14 protein-coding genes are annotated in these 13,107 nt (G+C 70.9%); 10 read left to right on the forward strand and 4 right to left on the reverse strand.

Features of this window, described 5'->3' with window-relative positions; genetic code table 11:
- Positions 1-9: 9 nt before the first annotated feature.
- Entirely contained in the window at positions 10-558 is a 549-nt protein-coding gene (hslV, locus tag FFK22_RS09820) for an ATP-dependent protease subunit HslV (RefSeq protein WP_138885800.1), read from the reverse strand.
- Between the two features lie 162 nt (positions 559-720).
- On the opposite strand from hslV, the gene hisB reads away from it, so the two are divergent.
- The 9 genes from hisB (at position 721) to FFK22_RS09865 (ending at position 8,850) form a co-directional block, all read left to right on the forward strand.
- Positions 721-1,380: an imidazoleglycerol-phosphate dehydratase HisB gene (hisB, locus tag FFK22_RS09825; protein ID WP_138885799.1), complete on the forward strand. Its 660-nt coding sequence runs from the start codon at positions 721-723 to the stop codon at positions 1,378-1,380.
- 16 nt (positions 1,381-1,396) lie between these two features.
- Positions 1,397-2,035 carry an imidazole glycerol phosphate synthase subunit HisH gene (gene hisH / locus FFK22_RS09830; protein ID WP_138885798.1) on the forward strand — a complete coding sequence of 213 codons (639 nt, stop codon included), beginning with the start codon at positions 1,397-1,399 and terminating at the stop codon, positions 2,033-2,035.
- Positions 2,032-2,604: a GNAT family N-acetyltransferase gene (locus FFK22_RS09835; RefSeq protein ID WP_138885797.1), complete on the forward strand. Its 573-nt coding sequence runs from the start codon at positions 2,032-2,034 to the stop codon at positions 2,602-2,604. The genes hisH and FFK22_RS09835 overlap by 4 nt, the downstream gene beginning before the upstream one ends.
- Positions 2,601-3,344, forward strand: a complete 744-nt coding sequence (hisA, locus tag FFK22_RS09840; RefSeq protein WP_138885796.1) for a 1-(5-phosphoribosyl)-5-[(5-phosphoribosylamino)methylideneamino]imidazole-4-carboxamide isomerase — start codon at positions 2,601-2,603, stop codon at positions 3,342-3,344. The genes FFK22_RS09835 and hisA overlap by 4 nt, the downstream gene beginning before the upstream one ends.
- A gap of 3 nt (positions 3,345-3,347) precedes the next feature.
- On the forward strand, positions 3,348-4,112 hold the full coding sequence (gene hisF, locus FFK22_RS09845) for an imidazole glycerol phosphate synthase subunit HisF (RefSeq protein WP_138885795.1): 765 nt from the start codon (positions 3,348-3,350) through the stop codon (positions 4,110-4,112).
- Entirely contained in the window at positions 4,109-4,444 is a 336-nt protein-coding gene (locus FFK22_RS09850) for a phosphoribosyl-ATP diphosphatase (RefSeq protein ID WP_138885794.1), read from the forward strand. The genes hisF and FFK22_RS09850 overlap by 4 nt, the downstream gene beginning before the upstream one ends.
- 144 nt (positions 4,445-4,588) lie before the next feature.
- Entirely contained in the window at positions 4,589-4,960 is a 372-nt protein-coding gene (locus FFK22_RS09855) for a histidine triad nucleotide-binding protein (protein WP_138885793.1), read from the forward strand.
- Positions 4,957-6,819, forward strand: a complete 1,863-nt coding sequence (locus FFK22_RS09860) for an adenylate/guanylate cyclase domain-containing protein (RefSeq protein ID WP_138885792.1) — start codon at positions 4,957-4,959, stop codon at positions 6,817-6,819. The genes FFK22_RS09855 and FFK22_RS09860 overlap by 4 nt, the downstream gene beginning before the upstream one ends.
- Positions 6,820-6,894: 75 nt before the next feature.
- A complete protein-coding gene (locus FFK22_RS09865) occupies positions 6,895-8,850 on the forward strand; it encodes an FAD/NAD(P)-binding protein (RefSeq protein ID WP_138885791.1) in 1,956 nt (651 codons plus the stop codon).
- A gap of 1 nt (position 8,851) precedes the next feature.
- Here FFK22_RS09865 and FFK22_RS09870 read toward each other — a convergent pair whose 3' ends face one another.
- Complete coding sequence (locus tag FFK22_RS09870; RefSeq protein ID WP_221938501.1) at positions 8,852-9,772, reverse strand: DMT family transporter; 921 nt, start codon at positions 9,770-9,772, stop codon at positions 8,852-8,854.
- 85 nt (positions 9,773-9,857) lie between these two features.
- Here FFK22_RS09870 and FFK22_RS09875 point away from each other — a divergent pair, with 85 nt between their 5' ends.
- On the forward strand, positions 9,858-10,748 hold the full coding sequence (locus tag FFK22_RS09875; protein ID WP_221938502.1) for a LysR substrate-binding domain-containing protein: 891 nt from the start codon (positions 9,858-9,860) through the stop codon (positions 10,746-10,748).
- A gap of 1 nt (position 10,749) precedes the next feature.
- On the opposite strand, the gene FFK22_RS09880 is transcribed toward FFK22_RS09875, so the two are convergent.
- Together FFK22_RS09880 and FFK22_RS09885 are read right to left on the reverse strand one after the other, a co-directional pair.
- Positions 10,750-12,009 (reverse strand): lytic murein transglycosylase, encoded by a 1,260-nt coding sequence (locus FFK22_RS09880; protein ID WP_138885788.1) that lies wholly within the window; start codon positions 12,007-12,009, stop codon positions 10,750-10,752.
- Positions 12,010-12,111: 102 nt separating this feature from the next.
- Positions 12,112-13,029: an MBL fold metallo-hydrolase gene (locus FFK22_RS09885; RefSeq protein ID WP_138885787.1), complete on the reverse strand. Its 918-nt coding sequence runs from the start codon at positions 13,027-13,029 to the stop codon at positions 12,112-12,114.
- Positions 13,030-13,107: the final 78 nt, after the last annotated feature.

Raw genomic sequence — 13,107 nt, forward strand, 5'->3', positions numbered from 1 at the left:
GGGCCGCGATCACAGGCTTTCCAGCGTGACGTTGTGGTTGGTGTAGATGCAGATGTCGCCGGCGATCGTCATCGCCTTGCGGGCGATGGTCTCGGCGTCCAGCTCTGGATGCTCCATATAGGCGCGGGCGGCGGCCAGGGCGAAGGGCCCGCCGGAGCCGATGCCGATCAGCCCGTCATCCGGCTCCAGCACGTCGCCGGTGCCGGTCAGGATCAGCGACACCTGCCGGTCGCACACTGCCATCATCGCCTCCAGCCGGCGCAGATAGCGGTCGGTGCGCCAGTCCTTGGCCAGCTCGACGCAGGCGCGGGCCAACTGGCCCGGATGCTTCTCCAGCTTGGCCTCGAGCCGCTCGAACAGGGCCATGGCGTCGGCGGTCGCCCCGGCGAAGCCGGCGATGACGCTGCCGTCGCCCAGGCGGCGCACCTTGCGGGCGGTGCCCTTCATCACGGTGTTGCCGGCGGTGACCTGACCGTCGCCGGCGATGACGACATGGCCGTTCTTGCGCACGGCGAGGATGGTGGTGCCGTGCCAGGCGGCACTCTCGGAAGACGACATTCGGGAATCCGGAAACGCTGGGGTTGTGACGGGCCGTCCGGCCCGCACCGCCTAGATTGGGCCATCCGGCGGGGGGATCAAGTCTCGGCGACCGTTCCCTGCCCTCCGGGCATGGCTCCTTCGCTGGCGATGCGTCGGGCTTCCTGATAAGACACCTGGGCCATGGACGGAACCCCTGCCAAACCCAGCCAGACGAGCCCGGCCCCTGCCCGCTCGGCACCCCCGCGCTCTGCGACCGTCGATCGCGCCACCCGCGAGACGCGGATCAGCGCCACGGTCGATCTCGACGGCACCGGCCGCTCCGACATCCAGACCGGTGTCGGCTTCCTCGACCACATGCTGGACCAGCTGGCCCGGCACGGGCTGTTCGACCTGACGGTGCGGGCCGAGGGCGACCTCCATATCGACTTCCACCACACCACCGAGGATGTCGGCATCACCCTCGGCCAGGCCTTCGCCAAGGCGCTGGGCGACCGCCGCGGCATCCAGCGCTACGGCGAGGCGCATGTGCCGATGGACGAGGCGCTGTCGCGCGTCGCCGTCGACATCTCGGCCCGGCCCTATCTGGTGTGGGACGTCCGCTTCACCCGCGACAAGCTGGGCGAGATGGACACCGAGCTGTTCCGCGAATGGTTCCACGCCTTCGCCCAGAATGCCGGGCTGACGCTGCACGTCGCCAACCTGTATGGCGAGAACAACCACCACATCGTCGAAAGCTGCTTCAAGGCGCTGGCGCGGGCCCTGCGGGCCGCCACCGCCATCGACAGCCGCCGCCCGGACGCCGTGCCCTCGACCAAGGGCACGCTCGGCGGTTCCCTCTAGCTCCGGGACCTTTTCCATGGCCATCGCCGTGATCGACTACGGCTCCGGCAATCTCCGCTCGGCCGCCAAGGCGCTGGAACGCGCCGCGGCGGAGCGCGGGGCGGCGCAGGAGATCATCGTCACCGCCGATGCCGAGGTGGTGCGCCGGGCCGACCGGCTGGTGCTGCCGGGCGTCGGCGCCTTCGGCGACTGCAGCCAGGCGCTGGGCGCGATTCCGGGTCTGCGCGAGGTGCTGGACCAGCGGGTGAAGCAGGACGGCGTGCCGTTCCTCGGCATCTGCGTCGGCATGCAGGTGATGGCCGGCGTCGGCCATGAGCATGGCGACTTCCTCGGCCTCGACTGGATCCATGGCGCGGTGGTGCCGCTGGCCCCGGCCGACCCCGACCTGGTGGTGCCGCAGATGGGCTGGAACAGCCTGGCGATCGAGGAGGCGCATCCGGTGCTCGACGGGCTGGCCGGACAGGACGTCTATTTCGCCCATTCCTATGTCATGGTGCCGGCCGACCCGGTCGAGGTGCTGGCGACGGTCGATTATGGCGGGGCGCAGACCGCCGCGGTCGGCCGCGACAACTGGATCGGCGTGCAGTTCCATCCGGAGAAGAGCCAGGCGGCCGGCCTCAGGTTGCTCGGCAATTTCGTGATCTGGACGCCATGAGTGAAGCGACCACCCCGGCGCCGGCGGTGTCCGTCGGCCGGCTCGACCGGTTCCGCAGCAGCGACCTGCACGATCTGTGCGACGCGGCCGAGCTGGCCATCCTCGAGGGCGGCGGGTTCGGCTGGGTCAAGCCGCCGCCGCGCGAGACCATGGAGCGCTATTGGGGCGGCGTGGTGGCGATGCCGGGCCGGCATCTGTTCGTCGGCCGGCTGGACGAGGTCGTCGCCGGCGCCATCCAGCTGGTCGAGCCGCCGGTGAACAACGAGGCGCAGTCCTTCGCCGCCGGCCTGTCCGGCATGTTCGTCGCCCCCTGGGCCCGCGACCACGGCCTGGCGCGGATGCTGGCCGAGGCGGCGGAGGTCGAGGCGCGGGCGCGCGGCTATGGCCTGCTGACCCTCGATGTGCGCGAGACCCAGACCGCGGCGATCCATCTGTTCGAGAGCTTGGGATTCGTCCGCTGGGCGACGAACCCGTATTATGCCCGCGTGAACGGCCGCCTGATCGGCGGCTGCTACTTCCACAAACCGCTGATCCCGCCGACCGAGGCGGAGCTGGACCCGACGCCATGATCCTCTATCCGGCCATCGATCTGAAGGACGGCCACTGCGTCCGTCTCGTCCGCGGCGAGATGAGCGAAGCCACGGTGTTCAACCTGGACCCCGCGGAGCAGGCGAAGGCCTTCGCCGAGCAAGGGTTCAGCTGGATCCATGTGGTCGACCTGAACGGCGCCATCGCAGGCCATCCGGTGAACGCCGAGGCGATCGGGGACATCCTCAAGGCCACCCCGCTGCCGGTGCAGCTCGGCGGCGGCATCCGCGACCTGGAGCGGATCGAGTTCTGGCTCGAGCGCGGCGTCGCCCGGGTGGTGCTGGGCACGGTCGCGGTGCGCGACCCGGAGCTGGTGCGCGAGGCCTGCCGCCGCTGGCCCGGCCGGATCGCCGTCGGCATCGACGCGCGGGAAGGCTTCGTGGCGATCGAGGGCTGGGTCAAGACCTCGACCGTCAAGGCGCTGGACCTGGCGCTGCGCTTCGAGGATTCCGGCGTTGCCGCGATCATCTACACCGACATCAACCGCGACGGCGCCATGGGCGGGCTGAATGTCGAGGCCACGGCCGACCTGGCCTTCGCTTTGACCACGCCGGTGATCGCCTCGGGCGGCGCCTCCTCGCTCGACGACCTGCGGGTGATCAAGCGCGAGGAGAAGTCGGGCATCGCCGGGGTGATCTGCGGCCGCGCCCTCTATGACGGCCGGATCGACCCGAAGCAGGCGCTGGCCATCCTGTCCGGTCCGGTGCCGGTGGAGGCGTAGGCCATGCTCAAGGTCCGGGTCATCCCCTGCCTCGACGTCAAGGACGGCCGGGTGGTCAAGGGCGTGAACTTCGAGAACCTGGTCGATGCCGGCGATCCGGTCGAACAGGCCCGGCATTACGACCGCGAGGGCGCGGATGAGCTGGTGTATCTCGACATCGCCGCCACCAACGAGAATCGCGGCGTGCTGTTCGATGTGGTCCGCCGCACGGCCGAGCAGGTGTTCATGCCGCTGACCGTGGGCGGCGGCGTGCGCAGCGTCGACGACGTCCGGGCGCTGCTGCTGGCCGGGGCCGACAAGGTGTCGATCAACTCCGCCGCCGTGGCCCGGCCCGAGCTGGTGTCCGAGGCGGCGGTGAAGTTCGGGCGGCAATGCGTGGTGGTGGCGATCGACGCCAAGCAGATCTCGCCCGGAAAGTGGGAGATCTTCACCCATGGCGGGCGCAAGGGCACCGGTATCGATGCGGTCGACTGGGCCGACCGGATGGCCCAGGCCGGCGCCGGCGAGCTGCTGGTGACCTCGATGGACCGCGACGGCACCAAGGAAGGCTTCGACATCGCGCTGCTGCAGCGGATCCGGCAGGCGGTCGGCATCCCGATCATCGCCTCGGGCGGGGTCGGCACGCTGCAGCACCTGGCCGATGGCGCGCTGTCCGGCGGCGCCACCGGGCTGCTGGCTGCCTCGATTTTCCATTTCGGCACCTATTCGATCGCCCAGGCCAAGCAGCATTTGGCCGAGGCCGGGCTGCCGGTGCGGATGGCGGCATGAGCACGGAGATCGACGCCCGGGTGCTGGACCGGCTGGCCGCCGTGATCCGGTCGCGGCGCGGCGCCGATCCCGCCTCCAGCTACACCGCCAAGCTGTTCGCCCGCGGCCGGCCGAAGATCGCCCAGAAGCTGGGCGAGGAAGCGGTGGAGACGGTGATCGAGGCGATGCGCGGCGATGCCGACGCCATCGTCGCCGAAAGCGCCGACCTGCTCTACCACCTGCTGGTGCTGTGGGCCGATGCCGGGGTGGCGCCGGAAGCGGTGTGGGCGGTGCTGGAGGCGCGGGAGGGCACCAGCGGCATCGCCGAGAAGGCGGCGCGGCCGACGGAGTGACCGCGCCCGCCCGTGCGGGAGAGGCCGGCGGAGGCCGCGACATCACGTCGCCGCCGGCATGACAAGCGTCGCTGGATGGCGACTGAATTTCGCCCCGATTCAGCAGCATGTGTCATCTTCATCAGCGAAGACCGAGGACGACCGATGGCCTATGACCCGAACAACGTCTTCGCCCGCATCCTGCGCGGCGAGCTGCCGTGCAAGAAGGTCTATGAGGACGACCACGTCCTGGCCTTCCACGACATCGGCCCGCGGGCGCCGGTGCATGTGCTGGTGATCCCCAAGGGCGCCTACGTCTCGATGGACGATTTCTCGGAGCGCGCCAGCGATGCCGAGGTCGCGGCGCTGACCCGGGCGGTCGGCCGGGTCGCCCGCGACCTCGGCCTGGCCGAGCCCGGCTACCGCATCCTGTCGAATATCGGCGGCGATGGGCACCAGGAGGTGCCGCACCTCCACATCCACATCTTCGGCGGCCGGCCGCTGGGCCGCATGCTGGATCCCGCCATCGCCCCATGACCCTGCCGGTCTCCGCCGAGGCCTCGGCGCCGGCCGCCCGTTCCGGCAGGCCGCGCCGGCGCACCGTTACCCTGGCCCGAACGCTCGCGGTCGCCATCGGCGGTCTGGTGGCGATCGCGGTCGCGGCGGTGCTCGCGATCTACTGGACCACGGCGGCGCGCACCACCTTCGACCTCCTGACCAACCAGGCCGAGATCGGCGTCGCCTCGGTCGAGGCGCAGCTGCGCCAGCATCTCGAGCCGGTGTCGAACGAGCTCGGCAGCCTGGCCCTGCTGCTGCAGCAGGGGCGGCTCGACGCCGGCAACATGGACCAGTTCTCGACCATGCTGACCGGCGCGCTGGCGGCGTCGCCGCAGGTGCGCTCGATCGCCTATCTGACCGACGACCTGCGCATCCGCGGCGTCACCCATCAGCAGGACGGCAATTACGAGACGTTCGATCAGCAGAACGAGGCCGAGCAGAGCCGCGAGGCGCTGGCCGAGGCGGCCGGCAAGGTCGACGCCTATTGGGGCGAGATCCTGTATCTGAAGGACGGGCCGCACGCGACGGTGATGAATCTGCGCCAGCCGGTGCGGCGCGACGGCAAGCTGGTCGGCGTGCTGTTCGCGGTGGTCACGGTGCAGGACCTGTCGAAGTTCCTGGCGCGGGTGTCCAGCGACCCGTCGCAGGTACCCTTCATCCTCTATGGCGAGGACAGGGTGCTGGCCCATCCGCGCATGGCCACCGACCCGCCGCCGGCCTCGGTGGAGGAGCCGCTGCCGCGGCTCGACCAGGTCGGCGACAACCTGTTGGCGGCGCTGTGGACCAAGGGCTCGCCGGTCACCGTGCGCAACCCGCGGGTGCGCATCCGCGAGGTCCAGATCGGCGACCAGGACGAGATCTTCCTGTACCGCACCATCTACGGCTTCGGCCCGACCCAGCTGATCCTCGGCATCCATGTGCCCGGCGACGCGATCGGCGCCGAGGTCTGGCGGGTGATCCGCGCCGGGCTGGCCGGGCTGGCGGTGATGGTGCTGGCGATCATCGTCGGCGTCTTCGTCGGGCGCATGATCGCCCGCCCGGTACGGGCGTTTTCCGACCAGGCGCGGGCGGTGGGTACGCTGGAGTTCAGCCAATTGAAGCCGCTGCCGGGCAGCGTGTTCAAGGAGCTGAACGAGGGCGCCCAGGCCTTCAACACCATGCTGGTGGGACTGCGCTGGCTCGAGACCTATGTGCCGAAAAGCCTGGTCCGCCGCCTGATCACCAAGGGCGACGGCGAGGACGTGGTCTCGATCGAGCGAGTCATGACGGTGATGTTCACCGACATCGCCAATTTCAGCGCGGCGGCGGAGCGGCTGCCGGCGGCGCGGATCGCGGCCTATCTGAACGAGCATTTCGCCATGCTGGCGCGCTGCGTCGAGGCCGAATCCGGCACCATCGACAAGTTCATCGGCGACTGCCTGATGGCGTTCTGGGGCGCGCCGGAGAAGCTGAAGGACCATGCGCCGCGGGCGGCGCGGGCGGCGCTGGCCATCGCCGCGGTGATGCAGGCCGAGAACGACCGTCGCGCCGCCGTCGGCCGGCCGCGGCTGAAGCTGCGCATCGGGCTGCACAGCGGCCCGGTGGTGGTCGGCAACATCGGCGCGCCGGGGCGCACCAGCTACACCATCGTCGGCGATACGGTGAACATCGGCAACCGGCTGGAGCAGCTGGGCAAGGTGCTGTCGCGCGACGAGGAGACGACGATCCTGATCAGCGCCGAGACTGCGGCCCTGCTGGGCCCGGAATTCGAGACGGAGAGCCTGGGCCCGCGCCGCGTCCGCGGCCGCAACGGCGAGGTCGAGATCTTTCGGCTGGTCGGGATCAGGCCGGCGGCCTGAGCCGCCCCGCCTCGCACCGCAATTCCGCCACCTTGGTCCCTCTCAATCGGCGTCAGCCAGGGAGGGGGACCAATCATGTCATCCGATCGCGATCTCGGAATGGGCCGGCCGATCAGCCGGCGCGACTTTCTCGACGGCATGGCCCTGACGGTGGGTGCCGCCGCGCTGGGCGGGCCTCTGGCCCGCAGCGCCTTCGCCGCCGGAACCGCCTATCCGCCGAAGCTGACCGGCCTGCGCGGCCATCACGAAGGCTCCTACAACATCATGCATTCGGTGCGCGACGGCACCTTCTGGGACAAGGCCGGGACGCCCGAGGCGACCGGCGAGCGCTACGACCTGGTGGTGGTCGGCGGCGGCATCTCCGGCCTGGCGGCGGCGGTGCAGTACCGCAAGCAGGCCGCGGCGAATGCGAAGATCCTGGTGATCGATCCGCATGACGATTTCGGCGGCCACGCCAAGCGCAACGAATTCACCAGCGCCGGCGGCCGCATGATCCTCGGCTATGGCGGGTCGCAGTCGCTGCAGACCCCCAGCTATTTCAGCCCGGCGGTGAATGCGCTGCTGGCCGATATCGGCATCGAGCCGAAGCGGTTCGAGCAGTATTACGACCAGGGCTGGGCCGAGACCCGCGGCCTCGGCCGCGCCGTGTTCTTTCCGAAGGAGGTGTTCGGCGCCGACGCGCTGGTCAAGGAGGCTGAGGCCGCCGCCGACTGGGTGCCGCAGACGCCGCTGACCGACAAGGCCAAGCAGGACCTTATCGCGCTGATCGATGCACCGGTCGACTACCTGCCGGGCCTGACGCGGGCGGAGAAGCTGGAGCGGCTGTCGAAGACCACCTACGCCCAGTTCCTGACCGATCTGGTCAAGGCCGACCCGCAGCTGGTGGCCTATTTCCAGGGCTCGACCGAGGCTTATTTCGGCGCCGGCATCGACGCGGTCACCTGCGTCGACGCCTGGGCCAACGGCAATCCCGGCTTCGACGGCATGGATCTGGGCGACGAGGTCTACCCGACCATGAGCCCCAGCGGCCGCCTGGCCCGAACCGACCCGGACGAGTACATCTACCATTTCCCCGATGGCAATGCCGGCGTCGCCCGGGCGCTGGTGCGGTCGCTGATCCCGGCCGCCATCCCCGGCAGCACCATCGAGGACCTGGTCCTCGCCCAGGCCGATTACGGCAAGCTGGATGTCGATGGCCAGCCGGTGCGGATCCGGCTCAGCTCCACCGTGGTGCGGGTGAAGCACCAGGGCGATCCGGCCAGCGCCAAGGCGGTCGACGTATCGTATGTGCAGGACGGCAAGTTGCGCACCGTCCAGGCCGGCCATGTGGTGCTGGCCTGCTGGCACCGGGTGATCCCGTTCCTGACCGACGAGCTGGCCGAGGCGCAGGTGACGGCGCTGCAGGACCAGCAGAAGGTACCGCTGATCTACACCAACGTGCTGATCCGCAACTGGACCGCCTTCGCGAAGCTCGGCATCGACGGCTTCGAGTCGCCGGGCCATTTCTGGTCGGGGGCGGAGATCGACTTTCCGGTCAGCATGGGCGGCTACAGCTTCGCCGACAAGCCGGAGGACCCGGTGCTGCTGCATCTCAGCAAGATCCCGCTGCAGCCCGGCCTGTCGTCGCGCGAGCAATCGCTGTCCGGGCGTCTGCAGCTGACTCAGCTGACCTTCGAGACCATGGAGCGCGAGATCCGCGACCTGCTGGGCCGTGCCCTGTCGGGCGGCGGCTTCGACCCGGCGCGCGACATCGAGGCGATCACCGCGAACCGCTGGTCGCACGGCTACGCCTACGAGTACATGCGGCCCTGGGACGCGTTCTGGCCGGACGGTCCGTTGCCGATCGCGGCGGCGCGCAAGTCCTGGGGCCGGATCGCGATCGCCAATGCCGATTCCGGCGCCTATGCCTATGTCCATTCGGCGATCGACCAGGCCACAAGGGCGGTGCGCGAGCTGCTGGGCACGCCCGACGGCGCCCCGGCCTTTGCCGACTTCCCCGGCCCGCCGCGGGACCAGTTGGGGCTGCTGTAGGTCAGGAGGGCTGGCGCGGCGCTGCGGGTTCGGCGGACGCTGACACCCGCGGCGACCGGCGTCCCCGCGTGTTGACCAGGACCACGCCGGCGATGGCGACGGCGCCGCCGAGCAGTGTCTGCGGCCCCGGCGCCTCGCCCAGCAGCGGCAGGGCGATCGCGGTCGCGACCGGCGGCACGAGGTAGAGGAAGTTGGTGGCGCGCGCGGCGCCGAAATGGCCCAGGGCAAAGGTCCAGGTGGCATAGCCGATGGCGGCTGGTAGCACGCCGAGCCCGATCACGGTCGCGATCGTCACGTCGCCCGCATCCGGCAGATCGCCGGCTGCCTCCAGCAGCCAGGGCGACAGCCACAGCGCGCCGGCCAGCAGCGTCCAGGCGGCGCAGGCCAGGGCGCCGTGGCGCGCCACCAGCGGCTTCTGCAGCACGACGTAGCAGGCCATGCACAGGGCCGAGCCAAGCACCAGGCTGGCCCCGGCGCCGAAGGCCAGGCCGCCCGGCTGGGCCGAGGCGATCAGGGCGATGCCGGCGAAGCTGACCAGCGTGCCGGCCCAGCCGCGGGTGCCGAAGCGCTCACCCAGCATCAGCCTGGCCAGCAGAGCGGTCAGGATCGGCGCGGTGTTGACGATGAAGCTGGCGGCGCCGGCCGCGACGCTGCGCTGCCCGGTGTTCAGCAGGATGTTGTAGGCGGCGATGCCGACCAGCCCGCACAGGGCGAAGCGCAGCAGGTCGGGCAGGGCCGGTCGCGGCGGCCGGCGCCAGGCCAGCCAGGCCAGCACCAGCAGCGCCGCCACGGCGAAGCGGGCGGTGGCCAGCGGCACCGGCTGCAGCTCGCGTAGCGCCAAGCGGATCGCCGGGAAGGCCGAGGCCCAGGACAGGATGGTGACGGCCACGGCGAGATAGGCAAGGCGGGCGCGGCTGGACACGGATGCACCTCGTATGAAGCGGACTTCCGTTCTGGCACCGCCCGTGCCGTTGACATACGGCACCGATCGAGCGCGAGCTGTGCCCATGAATCACAGCTCGCCGCCGGGGCGGCCGCCGCTCGACGGCCTCGACACGGTCTGCGTCGCCGCCCGGCATGAGTCCTTCAGCGCCGCGGCCGAGGCGCTGGGCCTGACCCATGGCGCGGTCAGCCGGCGTGTCGCCGTGGTCGAGGCCTGGCTCGGCACGCCACTGTTCGAGCGCCATGGCCGCGGCGTGCGCCTGACCCCGGACGGGCAGCGCTTCGTGTCGCGGGTCGAGGCGGCGTTCCGGCTGATCGACGAGGCCGCGGTGCGCTGGCGTCGTCGGCGCGGGCCGGAGGTGGTGCGGATCAGCGTGGTGCCGAGCTTCGCCAAGCTGTGGCTGTTCGAGCGGCTGGCGGCGCTGGAGCAGGGCGATCCGGCGCTGCGAATCGAGATCGCGGTCGAGGGCCGCAACGCCGATGTCGAAGGCGGCGAGGTCGACTTGGCGGTGCGCTACGGCGCCGGCACCTGGCCGGGACTCCAGGCCATGCGCCTGATGCCGGAGCGGCTGTATCCGGTGGCCCATCCGGACTTGGCACGGCGCCTCGGCCCGTCACCGGACGGGCTGCTGCAGGCGCCGCTGCTGCATGATTCCGACCTGACCGGCTGGCGCGCCTGGTTCGCATCCTGCGGCATCGCGCTGAAGCCGCGGCCGCAGGACCGGCGCTTCGAGGATTACACGCTGGTCCTGGCGGCAGCGGAGGCCGGGCTGGGCATCGCCCTGGCCCGGACGCCGTTCTCCGACCACGCGGTGCGGGCGGGCGGCCTGGTGCGGCTGGATGAACGGGAGATGCCGAGCCCCCTCACCTACCACCTGCTGACCCGCACCGGCGGCGCCCGGCCGGCCGTCGCCGCGCTGGTGGCGCGGATGACGGCGCTGGCCGGGGCGATGTGACCTACCCCGCCCGCACCTGCTGCAGCAGGCTCGTCGTCGCGAAGCCGTCCGGGACCAGGCCCTTCGAGGTCTGCCAGGCCCGGATCGCGCCGCGCGTCGCCGGCCCGATCAGCCCGTCCGGCGCGCCGCCGATGGAGAAGCCCCTGGCGGTCAGCAGCGACTGCAGCTCCAGCACCTCGCTGCGCGACAGCGGCTGCTCGCCCCGCGGCCAGGCCCCGACGATCGGGCCGCCGCCGGCCAGCCGGTCGGACAGCGTGGCGACCGCGAGCGCGTAGCTGGTCGAGTTGTTGTACTTCATGATGACGCTGAAGTTCGGACCGACCAGGAAGGCCGGCCCGCGCGCGCCCGCCGGGGTGATCACCGAGCTGTCGCCCAGCGCCGGCAGGCTGCGGCCGGAGACCGGCTTCACGCCCAGCGCCGCCCACTGCGCCACCGGCCGTCTGGTGCTCAGCTCCGCCACCGAATAGTCGAAGCCGGGTGGCAGGGTGACCTCGACGCCCCAGGGCTGGCCGCGCTGCCAGCCCGACTGCGCCAGGTAGTTGGCGGTCGAGGCCATGACGTCGGGGATGCTGCCCCAGATGTCGCGGCGGCCGTCGCCGTCGGCGTCGACAGCGGAGCTCAGGAACACCGTCGGCAGGAACTGGGTGTTGCCCATGGCGCCGGCCCAGGAGCCCAGCATGCGGTCGCGGCTGATGTCGCCCTGCTGCAGGATCTGCAGCGCCGCGAACAGCTGTTCCTTGGCCCAGTCCTGGCGGCGGCCCTCATAGCCGAGCGTGGCCAGGGCGTCGATCACCTCGGTCGAGCCGAAGTTCTGGCCGTAGTTGCTCTCGATGCCCCAGATCGCGGTGATGATCTCCTTCGGCACGCCGTAGCGCTGCTCGACGGCGTTCGCGGTCGACCCCCACTGCGCCAGCATCGCCTGGCCGTTCTGGATGCGCTCCGGCGAGACGGCACTGTCGAGATAGGCCCAGACCGCTTTGGTGAATTCCGACTGCGACTGGTCGGAATCGATCACCTTGGGCAGGAACTGCACAGTGTCGAAGGCGGTGGCCAGCGTCGCCTCGCTGATGCCGCGGGCCACGGCCTCGGCGCGGAACGCCATCACCCATTGCGCGAAGCCCTGCGTCTCGGACTGGGCCGGGACGGCGGGCGAGGCGACGGGCATCGGGGTCGGCACCACCGGCTGGCCCTGGCCCGAGCTCTGGCATCCGGCCAGCAGCATCACCCCGGCCAGCACCGCCATCCGCGTGGTCATCGACATGGGCCCTCTCCGCGATTCCGAATCAGTCGGTGAACGTCGCGGCAAAGTGCCCGGAGATCAAGGCCGGAAGGCGGCAAGGCGGCCGCAAAGTCCCTCGGAGGGTCACCCCTGCGGCGCGCCGGGGAAGGCGTCGAGCGGGATCTTCAGATAGCGTCGGCCGTTCGCCTCGGGTTCGGGCAGGCGGCCGCCGCGGATGTTCACCTGCAGCGCCGCCAGCATCAGCGCCGGCAGCGGCAGCGTCCGGTCGCGGTCCTGGCGCAGCGCCACGAACTCGGCCTCCGACACCGCGGCGACGTGGATGTTGCGGTCCTTCTGGTCGGCCACGGTGCTCTGCCAGAGCGGCTTGCGCCCGTCCGGCTGGTAGTCGTGGCCGGTGAACAGGCGGGTCTCGCTCGGCAAAGCGAGGATGCGCTGGATCGAGGCCCAGAGCTGGCGGGCGTCGGCGCCGGGGAAATCGGCGCGGGCCGTGCCGCCATCGGGCATGAACAGCGTGTCGTGAATGAAGGCGGCGTCGCCGACGAGATAGGTGATCGAGGCCATGGTGTGGCCCGGGCAGAACATGACCTCCGCCTCCAGCGACCCGATGCGGAACCGGTCGCCGTCGCGGAACAGCCGGTCCCAGCCCGACCCGTCGGTCGGCTGGTCCGGCAGGTGGTAGATCTCCCGCCACAGCGCCTGGACGCCGGCGACCTTCTCGCCGATGGCGGTCGGCGCGCCGGTCTTCGCCTTGAGATAGGCGGCGGCCGAGAAGTGGTCGGCATGCGGATGGGTGTCGAGGATCCAGGCGACCCGCAAGCCGGACCGCGCGACATGGTCGAGGATCAGATCCGCGTTGCGGGTGGAGACGGTGCCGGATTTCAGGTCGAAATCCAGCACCGGGTCGATGATCGCGCAGTCGCCGGTCTCACTGTCGGAGACGATGTACTGCACGCTGCCGGTTCGCGGGTCGAAGATGGCGTGGACGGCGGGGGAGGCTTCCCCCGCCGGCGCGGCCGCGATGGGTTGGGCGGCGTCGTTCATGGGGCGCGGCCGGGTCAGTCCTTGGGCTGGGCGACGGTGCGGAGATAGGGCTTCAGCGTCTTGAAGCCGGCCGGGAAC

It is taken from the genome of Mycobacterium sp. KBS0706 (assembly GCF_005938675.2).
Taxonomy (GTDB): domain Bacteria; phylum Pseudomonadota; class Alphaproteobacteria; order DSM-16000; family Inquilinaceae; genus Inquilinus.

Bases quoted from the DNA above. Each gene is read 5' to 3' on its own strand.
- hslV (WP_138885800.1), bottom strand. From the start codon at position 558: ATGTCGTCTTCCGAGAGTGCCGCCTGGCACGGCACCACCATCCTCGCC.
- hisB (WP_138885799.1), top strand. From the start codon at position 721: ATGGACGGAACCCCTGCCAAACCCAGCCAGACGAGCCCGGCCCCTGCC.
- hisH (WP_138885798.1), top strand. From the start codon at position 1,397: ATGGCCATCGCCGTGATCGACTACGGCTCCGGCAATCTCCGCTCGGCC.
- FFK22_RS09835 (WP_138885797.1), top strand. From the start codon at position 2,032: ATGAGTGAAGCGACCACCCCGGCGCCGGCGGTGTCCGTCGGCCGGCTC.
- hisA (WP_138885796.1), top strand. From the start codon at position 2,601: ATGATCCTCTATCCGGCCATCGATCTGAAGGACGGCCACTGCGTCCGT.
- hisF (WP_138885795.1), top strand. From the start codon at position 3,348: ATGCTCAAGGTCCGGGTCATCCCCTGCCTCGACGTCAAGGACGGCCGG.
- FFK22_RS09850 (WP_138885794.1), top strand. From the start codon at position 4,109: ATGAGCACGGAGATCGACGCCCGGGTGCTGGACCGGCTGGCCGCCGTG.
- FFK22_RS09855 (WP_138885793.1), top strand. From the start codon at position 4,589: ATGGCCTATGACCCGAACAACGTCTTCGCCCGCATCCTGCGCGGCGAG.
- FFK22_RS09860 (WP_138885792.1), top strand. From the start codon at position 4,957: ATGACCCTGCCGGTCTCCGCCGAGGCCTCGGCGCCGGCCGCCCGTTCC.
- FFK22_RS09865 (WP_138885791.1), top strand. From the start codon at position 6,895: ATGTCATCCGATCGCGATCTCGGAATGGGCCGGCCGATCAGCCGGCGC.
- FFK22_RS09875 (WP_221938502.1), top strand. From the start codon at position 9,858: ATGAATCACAGCTCGCCGCCGGGGCGGCCGCCGCTCGACGGCCTCGAC.
- FFK22_RS09880 (WP_138885788.1), bottom strand. From the start codon at position 12,009: ATGTCGATGACCACGCGGATGGCGGTGCTGGCCGGGGTGATGCTGCTG.
- FFK22_RS09885 (WP_138885787.1), bottom strand. From the start codon at position 13,029: ATGAACGACGCCGCCCAACCCATCGCGGCCGCGCCGGCGGGGGAAGCC.